We start from the raw sequence: 16,310 nt of genomic DNA, 5'->3' as shown, positions 1-16,310 counted from the left end.
AAAATCACCAGAAATTATGCGCCTATGTCTCATTGTAAATTCCTGACACTTTGTGTGGCCCTTGCGCTAAGCGGTTGCTCACTGGCACCGGATTATCAGCGTCCGGCAATGCCCGTGCCGCAGCAGTTCTCACTCAGCCAGAACGGCCTGGTTAACGCAGCGGATAACTACCAGAACGCGGGCTGGCGCACCTTTTTTGTTGATAATCAGGTGAAGACGCTGATTAGCGAGGCGCTGGTGAATAACCGGGATTTGCGCATGGCGACGCTGAAAGTGCAGGAAGCGCGGGCGCAATATCGTCTGACCGATGCCGACCGCTACCCACAGCTCAATGGCGAGGGCAGCGGCAGCTGGAGCGGCAATCTTAAAGGCGATTCCGCCACGACGCGGGAGTTCTCGACTGGCCTTAACGCCAGCTTTGACCTCGATTTTTTCGGTCGTTTAAAGAACATGAGTGAAGCCGAGCGACAGAATTATTTAGCCACTGAGGAAGCCCGACGCGCGGTGCATATTCTGCTGGTTTCTAATGTCGCGCAAAGCTATTTCAATCAGCAGCTGGCGTATGCGCAATTGCAAATAGCCGAAGAAACGCTGCGTAATTATCAGCAGTCCTATGCGTTTGTCGAAAAACAATTGTTGACCGGTAGCAGCAATGTTCTGGCGCTGGAACAGGCTCGCGGAGTGATAGAAAGTACCCGCAGCGACATCGCTAAACGTCAGGGTGAACTGGCGCAGGCGAATAATGCATTGCAACTGTTACTGGGTAGCTACGGCAAGCTGCCGCAAGCGCAGACAGTAAACAGCGGCAGCCTGCAAAGCGTTAAATTACCGGCGGGCTTGTCGTCGCAAATTTTATTGCAGCGCCCGGATATTATGGAAGCTGAACACGCGTTAATGGCGGCTAATGCTAATATTGGCGCAGCACGTGCGGCATTTTTCCCGTCTATAAACCTGACCAGCGGAATATCGACCGCCAGCAGCGATCTGTCGTCATTATTTAACGCCAGCAGCGAGATGTGGAATTTTATTCCCAAAATTGAGATCCCCATTTTTAATGCCGGACGCAACCAGGCAAATCTGGATATCGCCGAAATTCGCCAGCAGCAGTCGGTGGTGAATTATGAACAGAAAATCCAGAATGCTTTTAAAGAAGTGGCAGATGCGCTGGCATTACGTCAAAGCCTGAACGATCAAATCAGCGCCCAGCTGCGTTATCTGGCATCGCTGCAAATTACTTTGCAACGGGCGCGGGCATTATATCAGCACGGCGCAGTAAGCTATCTGGAAGTGCTGGATGCCGAACGTTCTTTATTTGCAACCCGACAAACTTTACTTGACCTGAATTATGCCCGTCAGGTTAACGAAATTTCTTTATATACCGCACTTGGTGGCGGTTGACAGCAATATACTCGTCATACTTCAAGTTGCATGTGCTGCGTCTGCGTTCGCTCACCCCAGTCACTTACTTATGTAAGCTCCTGGGGATTCACTCGCTTGTCGCCTTCCTGCAACTCGAATTATTTAGAGTATGACTTTTAACTCCAGGAGAGAATAAATGAAAAAAGCACTGCAAGTCGCAATGTTCAGTCTGTTTACCGTTATTGGCTTTAATGCCCAGGCTAACGAACATCATCATGAAACCATGAGCGAAGCACAACCACAGGTTATTAGCGCCACTGGCGTGGTAAAAGGTATTGATCTGGAAAGCAAAAAAATCACCATCCATCACGATCCGATTGCTGCCGTGAACTGGCCGGAGATGACCATGCGCTTTACCATCACCCCGCAGACGAAAATGAGTGAAATTAAAACCGGCGACAAAGTGGCGTTTAATTTTGTCCAGCAGGGCAACCTTTCTTTATTACAGGATATTAAAGTCAGCCAGTAACCCAGGTTTAATGAGATGAAAAAAATCGCGCTTATTATCGGCAGCATGATCGCGGGCGGTATTATTTCTGCGGCAGGTTTTACCTGGTTTGCCCAAGCTGAACCGCCCGCAGAAAAAACGTCGACCGCAGAACGTAAAGTCTTATTCTGGTACGACCCGATGTATCCCAATACGCGGTTCGATAAACCAGGTAAATCGCCGTTTATGGATATGGATCTGGTGCCGAAATATGCCGATGAAGAGAGTTCTGCGTCTGGTGTACGCATTGACCCGACCCAGACGCAAAATCTGGGGGTGAAAACGGCTACCGTCACGCGCGGGCCGCTGACTTTTGCCCAGAGTTTTCCGGCGAATGTCAGTTACAACGAGTATCAGTATGCCATTGTGCAGGCTCGCGCTGCCGGGTTTATCGATAAGGTTTATCCGCTTACCGTGGGCGATAAAGTGCAAAAGGGCACACCGCTTCTCGACCTGACCATTCCCGACTGGGTGGAAGCGCAGAGTGAGTATTTACTGCTGCGCGAAACCGGCGGTACGGCGACCCAGACTGAAGGCATTCTTGAGCGGCTGAGACTGGCGGGAATGCCGGAGGCGGATATTCGCCGCCTGATTGCCACGCAAAAAATCCAGACTCGCTTTACGCTCAAAGCGCCCATTGATGGCGTGATCACCGCGTTTGATCTGCGTGCGGGTATGAATATCGCCAAAGATAACGTGGTCGCGAAAATTCAGGGTATGGACCCGGTATGGGTCACTGCTGCGATCCCGGAATCCATCGCCTGGCTGGTGAAAGATGCCTCGCAGTTTACGCTCACCGTTCCGGCGCGACCCGATAAAACACTCACCATCCGCAAATGGACGCTGCTACCCGGCGTGGATGCTGCGACCCGCACGCTGCAGCTGCGTCTGGAAGTCGACAACGCCGACGAGGCGCTAAAACCGGGCATGAACGCCTGGTTGCAACTCAACACTGCCAGCGAACCGATGCTGCTCATTCCGTCACAGGCGCTGATTGATACCGGCAACGAACAGCGGGTGATTACCATTGATGCCGACGGGCGCTTTGTACCGAAACGCGTTGCCGTTTTCCAGGCATCGCAAGGCGTCACCGCGTTACGCTCTGGTTTGGCAGAAGGTGAAAAGGTGGTTTCCAGCGGCCTGTTCCTGATTGATTCTGAAGCCAATATTTCTGGCGCACTGGAGCGGATGCGCTCTGAAAGTGCTACCCATGCGCATTGAGGGAATAGCCAATGATTGAATGGATTATTCGTCGCTCGGTGGCGAACCGTTTTCTGGTGCTGATGGGCGCGTTGTTTCTGAGTATCTGGGGCACCTGGACCATCATTAACACGCCAGTGGATGCACTGCCGGATCTTTCCGATGTACAGGTGATTATTAAAACCAGCTATCCCGGTCAGGCACCGCAAATCGTTGAAAATCAGGTGACTTATCCGCTAACTACCACCATGTTGTCGGTGCCTGGCGCGAAGACGGTGCGCGGTTTCTCGCAGTTTGGCGACTCTTATGTATATGTCATTTTCGAAGATGGCACCGATCCGTACTGGGCGCGCTCGCGGGTGCTGGAGTACCTCAACCAGGTACAGGGTAAGCTGCCTGCGGGAGTCAGCGCCGAGCTGGGGCCAGATGCCACGGGTGTTGGCTGGATCTATGAATATGCGCTGGTGGATCGCAGCGGTAAGCATGATCTGGCCGATTTACGCTCATTGCAGGACTGGTTTCTCAAATATGAGCTAAAAACCATCCCTGACGTTGCGGAAGTGGCGTCGGTGGGCGGTGTGGTGAAAGAGTATCAGGTGGTTATCGATCCCCAGCGCCTGGCGCAGTATGGCATCAGTCTCGCCGAAGTGAAAAGCGCGCTGGATGCTTCAAACCAGGAAGCGGGCGGTTCGTCGATCGAACTGGCGGAAGCGGAATATATGGTGCGCGCCAGCGGCTATCTGCAAACGCTCGACGACTTTAATCATATCGTTTTAAAAGCCAGTGAAAATGGCGTGCCTGTTTATCTGCGTGATGTTGCCAAGGTCCAGATTGGCCCGGAAATGCGCCGGGGCATTGCCGAACTGAACGGCGAAGGCGAAGTGGCGGGCGGGGTGGTGATCCTGCGTTCCGGCAAAAACGCCCGTGAAGTGATCGCCGCCGTGAAGGACAAACTGGAAACGCTGAAAAGCAGTCTGCCGGAAGGCGTGGAGATAGTTACAACATACGATCGCAGTCAGCTCATTGACCGCGCCATCGACAACCTCAGCGGCAAGTTGCTGGAAGAGTTTATTGTGGTGGCGGTAGTCTGTGCGCTGTTTCTCTGGCATGTGCGCTCGGCGCTGGTGGCGATTATTTCGTTGCCGCTGGGGTTGTGTATTGCTTTTATTGTCATGCACTTTCAGGGACTGAACGCCAATATTATGTCGCTGGGCGGCATTGCGATTGCCGTCGGGGCGATGGTCGATGCCGCTATCGTCATGATCGAGAATGCGCATAAACGGCTGGAAGAGTGGCAGCACCAGCATCCTGACGCCACGCTGGATAATAAAACGCGCTGGCAGGTGATCACCGATGCATCTGTTGAAGTGGGTCCGGCGCTGTTTATCAGTCTGCTGATTATCACGCTGTCGTTTATCCCGATCTTCACCCTGGAAGGGCAGGAAGGGCGTCTATTTGGCCCGCTGGCGTTCACCAAAACTTATGCGATGGCGGGGGCGGCGCTGCTGGCGATCGTAGTGATCCCTATCCTGATGGGGTACTGGATCCGTGGCAAAATTCCGCCAGAAAGCAGTAACCCGCTCAATCGCTTTTTGATTCGTATTTATCATCCGCTGTTGCTGAAAGTATTGCACTGGCCAAAAACCACGCTGCTGGTGGCGGCACTTTCGGTGCTGACGGTTCTCTGGCCGCTCAATAAAGTTGGCGGGGAATTTTTACCGCAGATCAATGAAGGCGACTTGTTGTATATGCCATCGACGCTGCCAGGGATTTCCGCAGCGGAGGCGGCGAGCATGCTGCAAAAAACCGACAAGCTGATTATGAGTGTACCTGAAGTGGCGCGGGTATTTGGCAAAACTGGGAAAGCGGAAACCGCCACCGATTCTGCTCCGCTGGAGATGGTCGAAACGACCATCCAGCTTAAGCCGCAGGATCAGTGGCGGCCAGGCATGACGATGGACAAAATCATTGAGGAACTGGATAACACCGTGCGTCTGCCGGGGCTGGCGAATCTGTGGGTGCCGCCAATTCGTAACCGTATCGATATGCTCTCAACCGGCATTAAAAGCCCCATCGGCATTAAAGTTTCCGGCACTGTGCTGGCGGATATCGACGCGATGGCGGAGCAAATTGAAGAAGTGGCGCGAACGGTACCAGGCGTGGCTTCTGCTCTTGCCGAGCGTCTGGAAGGTGGGCGCTATATCAACGTCGAGATTAACCGTGAAAAAGCCGCGCGTTACGGTATGACGGTGGCGGATGTGCAGTTGTTTGTGACTTCTGCAGTGGGCGGGGCGATGGTTGGCGAAACGGTGGAAGGGATTGCCCGTTATCCAATTAATCTGCGTTATCCGCAAAACTGGCGCGATAGTCCGCAGGCGCTGCGTCAGCTGCCGATCCTGACGCCGATGAAGCAGCAAATTACCCTCGCAGACGTGGCCGACGTTAGAGTCTCTACCGGACCGTCGATGCTGAAAACCGAGAATGCGCGCCCGACGAGCTGGATTTATATCGATGCCCGCGATCGTGACATGGTGTCGATGGTTCACGATCTGCAAAAAGCAATTGCTGAGAAAGTGCAGTTAAAACCGGGCACCAGCGTGGCATTCTCCGGGCAGTTCGAGTTGCTGGAGCGCGCCAACCATAAGCTGAAACTCATGGTGCCGATGACGCTGATGATCATCTTCGTGCTGTTGTATCTGGCGTTCCGTCGGGTGGGCGAAGCGTTGCTGATTATCAGCAGTGTACCGTTTGCGCTGGTGGGCGGCATCTGGTTGCTGTGGTGGATGGGCTTTCATCTTTCTGTGGCAACGGGCACTGGCTTTATCGCCCTTGCCGGGGTCGCCGCCGAATTTGGCGTGGTGATGCTGATGTATTTACGTCACGCCATAGAGGCCGAGCCGTCGCTGAATAATCCGCAAACATTCAGCGAGCAGAAGCTGGATGAGGCGTTGTATCACGGCGCGGTACTGCGCGTGCGCCCGAAAGCGATGACGGTGGCGGTGATTATCGCTGGTCTGCTGCCGATTCTGTGGGGAACGGGAGCGGGTTCAGAGGTGATGAGCCGCATCGCCGCGCCGATGATTGGCGGCATGATCACCGCACCTCTGCTATCGCTGTTTATTATCCCGGCGGCGTATAAGCTGATGTGGCTGCATCGGCATCGGGTTTGGAAATAAAAGTAGAGCCGGGGAAGGATACCCGGTTTAACTGTGTGGATTGTGTCTTGCGACGATGGGCACTAAATGTTAAAAGGTGCCCCTCAACAAAAAAGACACACAGGGGAAAGGCGTGAAAAACGCGTCAACCGTATCGGAAGATACTGCGTCGAATCAAGAGCCGACGCTTCATCGCGGATTACATAACCGTCATATTCAACTGATTGCGCTGGGCGGCGCTATTGGTACTGGTCTGTTTCTTGGCATTGGCCCGGCGATTCAGATGGCGGGTCCGGCTGTATTGCTGGGCTACGGCGTCGCCGGGATCATCGCTTTCCTGATTATGCGCCAGCTTGGCGAGATGGTGGTCGAAGAGCCGGTATCCGGTTCATTTGCCCACTTTGCCTATAAATACTGGGGACCGTTTGCGGGCTTCCTTTCTGGCTGGAACTACTGGGTGATGTTCGTGCTGGTGGGAATGGCAGAGCTGACCGCTGCGGGCATCTATATGCAGTACTGGTTCCCGGATGTCCCCACCTGGATCTGGGCTGCCGCCTTCTTTATTATCATCAACGCCGTTAACCTGGTGAACGTGCGCTTATATGGTGAAACTGAGTTCTGGTTTGCGCTGATTAAAGTGCTGGCGATTATCGGCATGATCGGATTTGGCCTGTGGCTGCTGTTTTCTGGTCATGGCGGTGAGAAAGCCAGTATCGACAACCTCTGGCGCTACGGTGGTTTCTTTGCCACCGGCTGGAATGGGCTGATTTTGTCGCTGGCGGTGATTATGTTCTCCTTCGGAGGGCTGGAACTGATTGGTATTACTGCCGCTGAAGCGCGCGATCCGGAAAAAAGCATCCCTAAAGCAGTGAATCAGGTGGTGTATCGCATCTTGCTGTTTTATATCGGTTCACTGGTGGTTTTACTGGCACTCTATCCGTGGGTGGAAGTTAAATCCAACAGTAGCCCGTTTGTGATGATTTTCCATAATCTCGACAGTAACGTGGTGGCTTCTGCGCTGAACTTCGTTATTCTGGTAGCATCATTATCGGTGTATAACAGCGGGGTTTACTCTAACAGCCGGATGCTATTTGGCCTTTCTGTGCAGGGTAATGCACCGAAGTTTTTGACTCGCGTTAGCCATCGCGGCGTGCCGATCAACTCGCTGATGCTTTCCGGGGCGATCACTTCGCTGGTGGTGCTGATTAACTATCTGCTGCCGCAAAAAGCGTTTGGTCTGCTGATGGCGCTGGTGGTGGCAACGCTGCTGTTGAACTGGATTATGATCTGCCTGGCACATCTGCGTTTTCGCGCGGCGATGCGACGTCAGGGGCGTGAAACACAGTTTAAGGCGCTGCTTTATCCGTTCGGCAACTATCTCTGCATTGCCTTTCTCGGCATGATTTTGCTGCTGATGTGCACGATGGATGATATGCGCTTGTCGGCAATTCTGCTGCCGGTGTGGATTGTATTCCTGTTTGTGGCGTTTAAAACGCTGCGTCGGAAAGCGAAATAATAGTGCCGATTGGATAAGGCATTCACGCTGCATCCGACAAAACGATGACAATAATCTGAAGCCGCTCTCATCCATTCGATGAGAGCGGTTTTTTAATTACTGCTTAAATGCGTCCGCCAGGGAGCGAATATCATTGCTGGTTGGCGACTGATGAAGTCGCAGACCAAACTCTTCGACGATCGCAAATATATGGTCGAATATATCAGCCTGAATGCTTTCATATTCCAGCCATACCACGGTATTAGTAAACGCGTAGATCTCAAGCGGTAAACCGTTATCGCCCGGAGCCAACTGGCGCACCATTAAGGTCATATCTTTACGAATCCGCGGATGGTTACGCAGATATTCGTTCAGATAGGCACGAAAGGTTCCAATATTGGTCATTCGGCGCAGGTTTAATACCGACTCCGTAGAACCTTGCTGGCGATTCCACTCATTAATTTCCTGATGGCGGCTGGTTAAATAAGGCTTTAACAAATGCGCTTTATTCAGCCGCTGCATTTCAGTTTCATCAAGAAAACGAATACTGGTGACATCAATACTGATACTGCGCTTAATACGCCGCCCACCGGATGCCGACATCCCGCTCCAGTTTTTAAAGGAGTCAGATACCAACGACCAGGTGGGAATAGTGGTAATAGTATTGTCCCAGTTGCGCACTTTGACGGTGGTTAAGCCGATATCAATTACTGCGCCATCCGCGCCGTATTTTGGCATTTCCAGCCAGTCGCCCAGTTTCAGCATATCGTTCGCGGAAAGCTGAATGCCGGCCACCAGACCGAGGATCGGATCTTTAAACACCAACATCAGCACGGCGGCCATCGCGCCAAGACCACTGATCAGAATTGCCGGTGACTGACCAATCAGCAGTGAGATCATCAAAATGCCGACCAGAATCGCGCCGATCAGTTTAATCCCCTGAAATATCCCTTTTAACGGCAACTGTTTTGCCGCCGGGAATTTCTGTGCCAGATTCAAAATAACATCCAGCAACGAGAAGACAGAAAGCAGCGCATACATCATGATCCACAACTGCGCGCAGGTGGTCAGAATATCAGCTGCTTCAGTGCCTTTTTGCAGCCAGAATACCGCCTGAATATTGACGATAATCCCCTGGAGGGTAAAAGCTAAACGGTGGAAGAGTTTATTTTGGGTAATGATTTGCAGCCACAGCCGTGAACTGGCAATGGCACGTTTTTCGAAGGTACGTAGTACCACCCAGTGCAAAATAATATGCACCACGACGGCGGTCAGAAAAATAATACCGAAAATCATCACCATCGAGGTGGTGTGATCAAACTCAATACCCGCTAAATCTTCAACCTGGGATATTAAATCCTGCATAACATCTCCTATATACAACAGCGGCCTATGATGACGGCTGAAAGGGGGTTATGCAAATCAGGAGAATCTGAGGGGGAATTTCCTGCGAGAGCTGATGGCAAATATAAAATTGCCTGATGCGCTACGCTTATCATGCCTGCCTTGAATGAACTGGACGAACTTGTAGGCAGGATAAGGCGGTCACGCCGCATCCGGCATAAACAAAGCGCACTTTGTTAGCAATCTGAGCCGGGATGGGGTCCCGGCTGTCAGGATAATTACACTTCGGTTACGGTGATACTTTGTGGCAGACGAGATTTCGGCAGCGTCGCGTTAAAATCTTCAACGCTGTGATGACCTACCGGAACAACCACCAGACTGGTATAGCCTTTCTCTTTCAGACCAAATTCATCATCGAGGATCGCGGCGTCAAAACCTTCGATGGGTACCGCGTCCAGACCCAGAGCCGCCACGCCGAGCAGGAAATTACCGACGTTGAGATAAACCTGTTTTGCCATCCAATCTGCATCATCATGCAGATCTTTACGATGCATATCGGCGAAGAACTTGCGACCTTTATCGTTCGCGGCTTTCGCTTCCGGTGTGGCAAAGCGGCCATCAGCATCTTCCTGGTCAACAACCAGCTTCAGCCAGGCATCGTCCATCGCAGTTTTCGCGCAGAACACCACGACGTGCGAGGCATCAAGCATTTTACGCTCGTTGAACACGTAATTATCGGCGGCGGATTTAGCAACACGCGCTTTGCCTTCTTCAGTGCTGGCAACAATAAAATGCCACGGCTGGGAGTTGGTGCTGGATGGGCTGTATTGCAGCAGAGTTTTGATCTGCTCGGCCTGTTCCGGGGTAAGTTTTTTGCTGGCATCAAATGCCTTAGTGGAATGACGCTTTAAGGCGACAGAAATGATATCCATAAAGACTCCATGTGTAAGTAATTTTGCGTGCCAGCAGATTACAAGGTTCAACGAGAAATGGTAAGCGAGAAAAATGCGCTATAGATTTCCACTTTAGCCCGGACGCACTCTTTTTTGATCGCGCTTTGCTAAACCATCAACCACTAAGTTCCAGGAGTCGTTGATCAGATCGCTAAGTAACGCTTCGGAGATTTCCTCGCCGGGATAAACCGAAATCCAGTGCTTTTTATTCATGTGATACCCTGGCTTAATGCTTGGGTATATCTGCTGATTTAACAGGGATTTTTGTGGATCGGACTTCAAATTGACAAAGGGAACGCCGCGCAGTTCTGACGACAACATAAAAATCTTGCCGCCAATTTTAAACACATCGAACTCCGGGCCAAAAGGCCAGCAAAGCTCGACAAAGGGTAACTCAAGGGCCAGGCGTTTCGCCGTTTCGTGCAGTGATTGCTTATCCATAAACGTTCCTTTAGGCGAAGGAGAATAAGCAAAGTATGCCGCGAAGCACGACGATAATCGACGTTTAATCCGCCAGCGAGAACCAGCGTCGCCAGATAAAGCGCAGAACAAAATACTCAATAGCGCCCAGCACTAAAAACCACAGGCAAAACAATAAAGTGTAAAGCTGGCTAAGATCCATCAAATGGAACGAGGTCACCAGTTTTTGTGCCAGCGTCAGCCCCAGTGCGGGGGCGGGCAGCAGCAGGCAAGAGAGGAAAGCCATCAGCAAAATGCCTGCTGCGGTGGTCAAGGTTTCTAAAGGGTGTTTCATGACATTGTTAAATGTAAGTTAAAACACCATTGTCAGGGATATTCTTCTGTAAGGCAATTCCCGGCTTAGTCACCGGCCCAGATCTCACAATGCTTTTTCACCAGCCCAATCAGCGAGCCGCCATCGGCGACGAAATCGCGCATCAATTGTGCTTCATTCAGGCCGCTGGCAACCTGGCGATACAGGGCCTCAATCGCACTCGACGCGCCAATTTTATGTGCGGAAGGGGCGATTTTTTCCAGTAAACGCAAGGTGTCCTCCGTTAGAGGCCGACGATCGCCGGTGTGCGGATCGGTAATGACGCCTTCCAGACCATAACGGCAGGCCTGGAAACGGTTGAATTTATACAGCAGGTAATCTTTCTCCTGATGTTTGAACGGGCGTTCCGTCAGTAACCAGTGGGCGGTAGCCTGAATCAATCCCGCCATATTTATCGCATGGCTAAGGGTTAACGGAGTATCCATCACCCGAACCTCCACCGTGCCAAAATGGGGGCTGGGGCGAATATCCCAGTGCAGATCTTTAATGCTGTCGATCATCGTGGTGTAACTCAGACAGCGAAACAGGGCTTCAAATTGTTGCCAGTTACTGACCCACGGCATCGGGCCATTATCGGGAAAGGCGGAAAAAATATTGGGTCGTGAGGAGGCAAAGCGTGTATCCGTTCCTTGCATATATGGCGACGCGGCGGAAAGGGCGATAAAGTGCGGCACAAACCGTGACAAGCCGTGCAGCAAATAAATAGCGTCATCGCCACTGGCGCAGCCAACATGGACATGCTGACCAAAAACGGTCGCTTGCTGGATGAGATAGCCAAAGTTTTCCAGCGTTCGTTGATAGCGTTCGTTATCGCATACCTCCTGACGCTGCCATTTCTGAAACGGGTGCGTGCCACCGCCACAAATTTCCAGATGATGGTCTGCGGCTGCCTGCAATACGACTTTCTGCATCGCTGAAAATTGCCCGGCAGCCTCGTTGATATCACGGCAAACATCCGTCGCCAGCTCCAGCATACTTTCGGTGATATCGTGCTTTACTTCTCCGGCCGTGATCTTATTTTTAACCGCGTCAATCAGCGTTGAAGAGTCCTGGCTTAAGTCATAGCCCGGCGGATTAACCACCTGCATTTCCAGTTCAATACCGAGGGTAAAAGGTTCAGAAACATGAAAATTGGGTAATGGCATAGGTTTCTCTTATGTTGGCGTTTTCATTTCAGTATAGAAGTGGGAGCGGCTGGGCGAGATGCGGAAGTTCTGGAATGTTTCTTTTTTTTGGTGATGGTGAATTGATTGTGACTGAAGCAATTTGGCTACATTTTGCAATGTGACCAGTTGCGTCTTAGCTGGCTGGCGGCGAAGAATTTTGAGGATTGAGGCATGCAGAAAAAACGGGTTCAGCTTCAGTTGATCAAATGGGGAGTGAGAAGTCCGAAACAGGATTTGCTGTATAAATAAACAGCCATTTTGCTAAGGAAGGGTAAGATAACGGCGGGTGCCTGAAGCTTTCCGGTTTCAGGTTTACTCTGAGGTCTGGAAAGATGAAGCCCCAGGACGATATTTCTATCAACCCTGGGGCTACCTACCCAAACCTGAACAATTTGGATGGTAGTCCCTTCTTCGCATGGAGGCAATATAAACATGCTGACGAAATATGCCCTTGTGGCAGTCATAGTGCTGTGCTTAACGGTGCTGGGATTTACGCTTCTGGTCGGAGACTCGCTGTGTGAGTTCACCGTAAAGGAACGTAATATTGAGTTTAAGGCTGTTCTCGCTTACGAACCGAAGAAGTAGCCGTTGTGCGGGGAGCAATCCCCGCATATCCGGTTGTCAGGTCAGGATGGTAAGGCACCTGCTTTACACTTTCGCCCGCGGTCAGTGATGGCTGCGGGCGATTTTGTTTTAAGGGCAATGATCAGTTTTGCCGACAGAAGTCCGAAACAGGATTTACTGTATAAACAAACAGCTATTTTGCTAAGGAAGGGTAAGATAACTGCGGGTGCCTGAAGCTTTCCGGTTTCAGGTTTACTCTGAGGTCTGGAAAGATGAAGCCCCAGGAGATATTTCTATCAACCCTGGGGCTGCCACTCCAAACCAGACAATTTGGATGGTAGTCCCTTCTTCGCATGGAGGCAATATAAACATGCTGACGAAATATGCCCTTGTGGCAGTCATAGTGCTGTGCTTAACAGTGCTGGGATTTACGCTTCTGGTCGGAGACTCACTGTGTGAGTTCACCGTAAAGGAACGTAATATTGAGTTTAAGGCTGTTCTCGCTTACGAACCGAAGAAGTAGCCGCTGTGCGGGGAGTAATCCCCGCATATCCGGTTGTCAGGTCAGGGTGGTAAGGCACCTGCTTTACATTTTCGCCCGCGGTCAGTGATGGCTGCGGGCGAATCGCTCCGGGTATTGTCAATTAATCGTGTTGGCACAGCGTTATGACTATCTTTTCTTTTATCTGCCAGTGCACAGCAAACTTCTCATCCTCTCGACGAATGATGATCTGCTGTTTATTCCAGTTAATTATTTGATAATTCAGAAAACCTTGTTCTGTCTGTAACTTGCTTGCCTTAAATGCACTTTCTTTTGCTGAAAATGCCAGTGTAAGCGCCATAGGGAAAGGTAAATCGCAGCCTGTAATAATCTCGTGTTCAGTGTGGGTAATAATGTTGTCTGTCAATTCTGCCGCTGTTTGCGCAGAAAAAATTTCTTCAATATCAATGCCAATCGGTTGACGGGATACCACTGCCAATGCCGTAGTCCCGCAGTGGCTAATACTGCCATTTAACCCTGCAGGCCACACAGGTTGGCGTAGCTCGCCGATTGCGGGTACACCTTTATAGCCATATTCCCGCAACGCATAAACAGCAGCGATCCGCCCGGCCAAATGTTCGGCTTTGCGTTTCCGTCCAGCGTTTTGCAGTTGCGCGTAGTGCGGCAGCCAGAGTAAATCCTGCTCGCGAAAACTCGCCGGATCAAACTCAACAAAATGCAGCGTATGTCCGGCAAAGGGGAGGGAGGTATGCGTAGTTTTCATGTCGACCATATTAGAGGCTGATGACAAACGCAAAACTGCCTGATGCGCTACGCTTATCAGGCCTACGTGGTCCTGCAATATATTGAATTGGCAAGATTTTGTAGGCCGGATAAGGCGTTCACGCCGCATCCGGCATGAACGACGCGTGCTTTGTCAACAATCTGACGTTAGCATCAGAAGTGAGTGTTAACGCTCATATACCACGTACGTCCCGGCTCGTTATAGGTATACGCCCCGGCACCTGCGATATAGTTGGCGCCTGCCAGATCGCCTGTGGTCTGGGCATTACCCGCACGCCACAAACGCTTGTCGAACAGGTTGTCCACGCCGCCGGTCAGACTGACATTCTTGGTCACATCCCAGGTCGCGCTCAAGCCAACAATGCTGTACGGACTGATTTCTTTGGTTTCCGGGCCAACCGCTGGCTGACCTTTATAGTTGTACTTCTTCGGTTGCTGCTTGCCGTACCAGGTGAAGGTCGTTTGCATCGACAAATCTTCCCGTGCCTGCCAGCTCAGCGTTGAGTTCAACGTATACTCCGGGATGATCGACAAACGGTCGCCCGTGGTTTTGTTTTCACTCTTCAGCATATAAGTGATGTTATTAGTCCACATGACCGTTTCGCTAACCGGTACGTTTAACGATCCTTCCAGACCTTCAACCACCGCTTTCGGCACGTTATCCCACTGGTAGAGATCGGTGCCAGCCGCATTTTGCCCTACAGCCACATAGCCCGCTTCAATCTTATTGCGATAATCGTTACGGAACCAGGTGACGCCCGCCAGCCAGCCGTCGCGTTTGAACTCCAGACCAATCTCTTTGTTGATACTGGTTTCCGCTTTCAGGTCATCGTTCCCCTGCAGATAGCAGCCGCCCGCGCTGGCGTAACAGCCCTGACCTTTACTGTAGAGAATGTAGTTCGGGTTGGTCTGGTACAGGCTCGGCGCTTTATAGGCGCGGGCAATGCCCATTTTCAGCGTGAAGTCATCGCCTAAACCTTGCGATATGTTCAGCGCCGGGCTCCAGTTATCGCCAACAATGCTGTGATGATCGAAACGCAGCCCTGGCGTTACGATGGTGCTGTCAGTCAGCTCCATGTTGTTTTCGGCAAACAACGAGAAAATTTCTGCTTTTGAATATGGGCTACGGTCGGTGGCGCTCACGCCATCAATAGCACCACCGGTATTCGTTCCGGTCAGCGCCTGGGTGTTGGAACTTAAGTCCTTCATCCGCTGCTGATTCCACTCCGTACCCAGCGTCAGCGTCTGGTTAACGAGGAAATCAATCGGCAGGTTAACTTCGCTGTGCAGCATCACGTCATCAAGATCGATATCGACGAAATCCTGTGTCGCTTTTTCGTTAAATTTCCCTTCTGTACCGCCCGCCAGACCTTCCGGAATACGTGAGTTTCGCGTGTGTTCGTACTGTACCCAGTTGCTGGTGGTCACACCGTTATCCCAGCCGCCGTTCCAGGTCAGCGAGTAGTTCTGGCGATACAAGCGGTTAGTTTCATCACCATATTTTGAGCGGGTATAGGAATCGGAGTTGGTGTTCTGTGTGTCGCCCGCATACAGGTTGCCCTGGCGGCTGTAGCCTGCTTCCAGTTCGAGTGATTGCAGAGGCGCGAAGTCCCAGCGAACTACGCCATTAATATCCTTGTTGATCACCCCTTCGCGCCCGGCGGGCAGCGTATCCGCATATGTACCGGCACGCGCGGACTGATGCCCCCGGTTAATATCCCACGCGTCAGCCTGAGTTTTGTCGAGGTTGCCATATAAACGGAAGCTGAATTCATCGCCCAGCGGACCGGTCAGGCTGAAGTTGGTACGTTTGGTGGCACCTTCTTCTTTATGCTCCGGGGCGTTGAAATACGCATCCCATGAGCCGTGCCACTCGCCGCTGCCTTTTTTGGTAATGATGTTAACTACGCCGCCCGCCGCGCCGTTGCCATAACGCGCAGCTGCCGGACCACGCAGAACTTCAATACGTTCAATCATTTCAGGCGGCACCCAGGAGGTATCACCACGGGTATCGCGCTCGCCGCGCCAGCCCTGACGTACTGAGTTGCGGCTGCTGACCGGCTTGCCGTCAATCAAAATCAGCGTGTTTTCCGGCCCCATGCCGCGAATATCAATCTGGCGGTTATTACCACGCTGACCACTGGTGGAGTTGCCGGTCAGGTTAACGCCTGGCATGGTACGGATGATCTCCGACACATCGCGGGCAACGGGGTTTTTGCGGATTTCATCTGCGGTGATGGTCGAAACGCCAGGCGCCTGCAAGTTCTGCTCGGCGGCGGTAACCACAATGGTATCGTCATGTGAAACAGGAGTATCGGTTGGCTCTTGTGCCTGTGCTACCCCATAAATCCCCAGATTGACCAACAAGGCCAGGGAATGAATCTTCTTGTTCATTGTTTTATTCCTGCATTTTTGCCACGAATTGCAACTGTCGGGCATGGTCGTCATC

General features: G+C 51.8%; 15 protein-coding genes and 1 pseudogene. 7 read left to right on the top strand and 9 right to left on the bottom strand.

The annotated features are described in order from the left end of the window. Positions 1 to 24 precede the first annotated feature (24 nt). The 5 genes from cusC to pheP all read left to right on the top strand — a co-directional run bounded on the left by cusC (position 25) and on the right by pheP (position 7,777). Entirely contained in the window at positions 25 to 1,398 is a 1,374-nt protein-coding gene (gene cusC / locus AACS80_RS15125; RefSeq protein ID WP_138183856.1) for a Cu(+)/Ag(+) efflux RND transporter outer membrane channel CusC, read from the top strand. 157 nt (positions 1,399 to 1,555) lie between these two features. Continuing rightward, on the top strand, positions 1,556 to 1,888 hold the full coding sequence (cusF, locus tag AACS80_RS15120; protein WP_000709870.1) for a Cu(+)/Ag(+) efflux RND transporter periplasmic metallochaperone CusF: 333 nt from the start codon (positions 1,556 to 1,558) through the stop codon (positions 1,886 to 1,888). Positions 1,889 to 1,903: 15 nt separating this feature from the next. Continuing rightward, entirely contained in the window at positions 1,904 to 3,127 is a 1,224-nt protein-coding gene (gene cusB, locus AACS80_RS15115) for a Cu(+)/Ag(+) efflux RND transporter periplasmic adaptor subunit CusB (RefSeq protein WP_138183855.1), read from the top strand. A gap of 11 nt (positions 3,128 to 3,138) precedes the next feature. Then, positions 3,139 to 6,282, top strand: coding sequence for a Cu(+)/Ag(+) efflux RND transporter permease subunit CusA (gene cusA / locus AACS80_RS15110; protein ID WP_138183854.1), 3,144 nt, complete (start codon positions 3,139 to 3,141; stop codon positions 6,280 to 6,282). Between the two features lie 112 nt (positions 6,283 to 6,394). Then, on the top strand, positions 6,395 to 7,777 hold the full coding sequence (gene pheP / locus AACS80_RS15105; RefSeq protein ID WP_064529014.1) for a phenylalanine transporter: 1,383 nt from the start codon (positions 6,395 to 6,397) through the stop codon (positions 7,775 to 7,777). Positions 7,778 to 7,873: 96 nt separating this feature from the next. On the opposite strand, the gene ybdG is transcribed toward pheP, so the two are convergent. From ybdG to AACS80_RS15075, 6 genes are all read right to left on the bottom strand, one after another. Next, positions 7,874 to 9,121 (bottom strand): mechanosensitive ion channel YbdG, encoded by a 1,248-nt coding sequence (gene ybdG / locus AACS80_RS15100; RefSeq protein WP_130206401.1) that lies wholly within the window; start codon positions 9,119 to 9,121, stop codon positions 7,874 to 7,876. A 257-nt stretch (positions 9,122 to 9,378) separates the two neighbouring features. Next, positions 9,379 to 10,032: an oxygen-insensitive NAD(P)H nitroreductase gene (nfsB, locus tag AACS80_RS15095; protein WP_135409645.1), complete on the bottom strand. Its 654-nt coding sequence runs from the start codon at positions 10,030 to 10,032 to the stop codon at positions 9,379 to 9,381. Positions 10,033 to 10,125: 93 nt separating this feature from the next. After that, positions 10,126 to 10,494 carry an MmcQ/YjbR family DNA-binding protein gene (locus tag AACS80_RS15090; protein ID WP_135409646.1) on the bottom strand — a complete coding sequence of 123 codons (369 nt, stop codon included), beginning with the start codon at positions 10,492 to 10,494 and terminating at the stop codon, positions 10,126 to 10,128. Positions 10,495 to 10,558: 64 nt separating this feature from the next. Further along, positions 10,559 to 10,807: a DUF1158 domain-containing protein gene (locus AACS80_RS15085; RefSeq protein WP_130260260.1), complete on the bottom strand. Its 249-nt coding sequence runs from the start codon at positions 10,805 to 10,807 to the stop codon at positions 10,559 to 10,561. Between the two features lie 65 nt (positions 10,808 to 10,872). Beyond that, entirely contained in the window at positions 10,873 to 11,991 is a 1,119-nt protein-coding gene (locus AACS80_RS15080) for a YbdK family carboxylate-amine ligase (RefSeq protein WP_135409647.1), read from the bottom strand. Between the two features lie 215 nt (positions 11,992 to 12,206). Beyond that, positions 12,207 to 12,476, bottom strand: a complete 270-nt coding sequence (locus AACS80_RS15075) for a hypothetical protein (protein WP_138183853.1) — start codon at positions 12,474 to 12,476, stop codon at positions 12,207 to 12,209. Between AACS80_RS15075 and hokE (AACS80_RS15070) the strand changes: the two genes are divergently transcribed. Then, positions 12,445 to 12,597, top strand: coding sequence for a type I toxin-antitoxin system toxin HokE (gene hokE / locus AACS80_RS15070; RefSeq protein WP_000956465.1), 153 nt, complete (start codon positions 12,445 to 12,447; stop codon positions 12,595 to 12,597). The genes AACS80_RS15075 and hokE (AACS80_RS15070) overlap by 32 nt on opposite strands. A 119-nt stretch (positions 12,598 to 12,716) precedes the next feature. Here the strand turns inward: hokE (AACS80_RS15070) and AACS80_RS15065 are convergent. Continuing rightward, a pseudogene (locus AACS80_RS15065) lies at positions 12,717 to 12,978 on the bottom strand (hypothetical protein); the annotation flags it as partial. On the opposite strand from AACS80_RS15065, the gene hokE (AACS80_RS15060) reads away from it, so the two are divergent. Then, positions 12,947 to 13,099 carry a type I toxin-antitoxin system toxin HokE gene (gene hokE / locus AACS80_RS15060; protein ID WP_000956465.1) on the top strand — a complete coding sequence of 51 codons (153 nt, stop codon included), beginning with the start codon at positions 12,947 to 12,949 and terminating at the stop codon, positions 13,097 to 13,099. The pseudogene AACS80_RS15065 and the gene hokE (AACS80_RS15060) sit on opposite strands and share 32 nt — an antisense overlap. Before the next feature lie 121 nt (positions 13,100 to 13,220). Here hokE (AACS80_RS15060) and entD read toward each other — a convergent pair whose 3' ends face one another. Both entD and fepA read right to left on the bottom strand, forming a co-directional pair. Further along, positions 13,221 to 13,841, bottom strand: a complete 621-nt coding sequence (gene entD / locus AACS80_RS15055; RefSeq protein ID WP_135409648.1) for an enterobactin synthase subunit EntD — start codon at positions 13,839 to 13,841, stop codon at positions 13,221 to 13,223. Positions 13,842 to 14,014: 173 nt separating this feature from the next. Beyond that, the gene (gene fepA, locus AACS80_RS15050; RefSeq protein ID WP_135409649.1) at positions 14,015 to 16,255 is read right to left on the bottom strand and encodes a siderophore enterobactin receptor FepA; all 2,241 of its coding nucleotides are present in this window, start codon (positions 16,253 to 16,255) and stop codon (positions 14,015 to 14,017) included. Positions 16,256 to 16,310 lie beyond the last annotated feature (55 nt).

Origin of the sequence: Escherichia sp. E4385, assembly GCF_963883145.1 — a bacterium.
Lineage (GTDB): Bacteria > Pseudomonadota > Gammaproteobacteria > Enterobacterales > Enterobacteriaceae > Escherichia.
Note: the sequence above shows the minus strand (reverse complement) of the source record. Positions and strands in the feature narration are given on the sequence as shown.